Here is a 2,660-nt window from a genome sequence, read left to right on the forward strand (position 1 = left end):
ATTATATATCTTAATTTTATTTATCTAGGGGGAATAATTATCTTTATATGTTGTACAACCCATTTAAGCACTATTCTAAAAATTAATATCAGTAAGTAATATTAAAAAATAATATTAAAAAACTATATTTTGTTAGTATCTAAAAAATCCAATCAAATAAAATTTCTCTTGCATGTTAAATAATACCACATACCTAATACATTATATCATATTTCAATAAATAAATTGCATAAAAGGAAATCTTTTAATAGAATTAAACTATTTATTAAATCATTACCATAAGTTCTACAGACTATAAGTGGATTTTTTGATACTTACATGCTACTATCTTAAGCATTGATATAACTAGCTAAAATAGCTATAATAAAATGAAGCAATTATTTATAGAATTTTATAAATATTCATTATTTTTAAGGGGTGATTGTATTTGAAAAAAGACATGTCAAAAAGAGAAATCTTAAAGGAAAGCTTTCTAGCATCAATCCCAATATTTCTAGGATATATTCCCTTAGGACTTATTTGTGGTATTATGCTTCAAAAAGCAGGTCTACCAGCCTTCTATATATTATTTATGTCATTTATAGTATTTGCTGGTAGCTCACAATTTGTAGCTGCTTCTATGCTCGCTTCAAATGGAAGTATTACTTCGATAATTTTAACTACATTTATATTGAATCTTCGCAACTTCCTAATGAGCTCTAACTTACATATGCACATAAAAAATAAGAACATGAAATTTTTAATGTATTTTTGTCATGGTGTTACAGATGAAACATTTGCTATAAACTTAGAAAAATATACTTATGGAAATTGGACTGATACACATGCTTTATACTTAAATAACCTTTGTATATTAGTATGGGCTGTAAGTTGCTTCGTGGGCGCATTTCTTGGAGAGATTGTTCATATAAGCGATTCTGTTGCTGGCTTTCTGTTAACAGCTATGTTCATTACTCTAATAGTTAATCAAATTAAAAATAAAATATATGTACTTGTTTCTATACTTTCTATATTATTATCAGTAGTTTTATATACTTTCTTTAAGAATAGTTTAGTTATTATAATAGCATCTATTTTATCTTCTTTATTTGGTTTTTATATTCAAAAATTAACACATAGAAAGGAAGGCAACTATGAATAATAATTACATAATTATCGTTATCTTAGGCATGGCAATTGTTACTTATATTCCAAGAATTTTACCTATGATAATATTCTCAAAAAATGATATGCCTGAATCTATTAAAGATATCATGAAATTTATACCTATTGCTATACTTAGTTCACTAATAGCAAAAGATATTTTCTTTAATGGAGATAATCTATACCTTTCATTTACTAATCCTAAGATTATTTCAGGTATAATAGTACTGTTAGTAGCGTATAAATTTAAGTCTATTGCAGTATCAATAGCTGTAGGTGCAATATCCATATTTTTATTTGGAATTATATTATAATTTATAATACTATATACAACATATGATATAGTACAAAATATAAAATACATTATATTGAAGTTAATATTTAAAAATTAAATTAATACATATTATAATTAGCATACCTTACATATAAAACAATATTGATAACTGCTAAATTACCATTTTACACAATAAAGACTGTCTTAATATAGAAAAATTCTTCTACATTAAGACAGCTTTGAATCAATAGCTTTGTGATGACACTAAATATTTTTTACCATAGTTCTTTACCTTTTTCAAAATTAATACATTATATCACATAACAAGCTTGTTAATGTTGCTTTTAAATCTTTGAGTCTGTACTTACTAATGGGTATAAATTTTTCATTAATAGTAATCATATTGTCTCCAATATCTTCTATTCTTCTCAAGTTAACAATGAAACTTGTATGACATCTAAAAAAGCCATTTTCACACAATAACTTTTCCGCTTGTTTCATACTCATATTAGCTTTATAATCTCTACCTGATGTATGTACAACTAAATCTCTCTTTACAGTTTCAACATACAAAATAGAATCTATCAGTATTCTGTTAAATCCTTTTTTGTTGTACAAAACTATATAACGTTCCTTCTTTCTTTGAAGGTTATCAATACAAAGATTTACACCCATTGCGAAATTACTATAGTCTATAGGTTTTACTAAATACCTATAAGCACGAACTTCATAACCTTGTGGGGCATACTCTGAAAAAGCTGTTGTAAATATAATCTCTACTTTTTCATCAAACTTTCTTATTTTTTTAGCCACCTCGATTCCATTAATATCTTTCATTTGGATATCTAAAAATATAATGTCAATTTTTTCTGGGTATTTGGAGAGTAAATCTTCTCCACAGGAAAATTCCAATATTTGATAATTTAGACACCTTTCAGACAACAGTTTTTCTGCAAACTCTTTTAGTATGCTTCTTTGTATTTTTTCGTCATCACATATAACTACCCTAAACATAATATCACCTCCAAATCTAAAATATCATTTAGTTTACTTTATTTCAATTTACAAACTGTATCTAGCTAGCTTTATATTTAAATTTTGATATAAATTTAAATTGTCGATTAAATTACTTATAACAATTATTTTTGATATATAAACTTATTTTTTGACAAATTTATATATTTTTTCAACTATACAACATAAAAAAATATAGGAAAATAAATGCAACATGTATTTATTATCC

3 protein-coding genes are annotated in these 2,660 nt (G+C 24.9%); 2 read left to right on the plus strand and 1 reads right to left on the minus strand.

From position 1 onward, the window contains the following. Positions 1-427: 427 nt before the first annotated feature. Entirely contained in the window at positions 428-1,141 is a 714-nt protein-coding gene (locus KGF52_RS20765) for an AzlC family ABC transporter permease (RefSeq protein WP_227841485.1), read from the plus strand. Next, on the plus strand, positions 1,134-1,457 hold the full coding sequence (locus tag KGF52_RS20770) for an AzlD domain-containing protein (protein ID WP_227433697.1): 324 nt from the start codon (positions 1,134-1,136) through the stop codon (positions 1,455-1,457). Before KGF52_RS20765 ends, KGF52_RS20770 begins: the two co-directional genes overlap by 8 nt. A gap of 263 nt (positions 1,458-1,720) precedes the next feature. Here the strand turns inward: KGF52_RS20770 and rgaR are convergent, their stop codons facing one another. Next, positions 1,721-2,431 (minus strand): two-component system response regulator RgaR, encoded by a 711-nt coding sequence (gene rgaR, locus KGF52_RS20775; RefSeq protein ID WP_227828315.1) that lies wholly within the window; start codon positions 2,429-2,431, stop codon positions 1,721-1,723. Positions 2,432-2,660: the final 229 nt, after the last annotated feature.

The sequence above is a fragment of the Clostridioides sp. ZZV15-6597 genome, assembly GCF_020657815.1.
Taxonomy (GTDB): Bacteria; Bacillota; Clostridia; order Peptostreptococcales; family Peptostreptococcaceae; genus Clostridioides.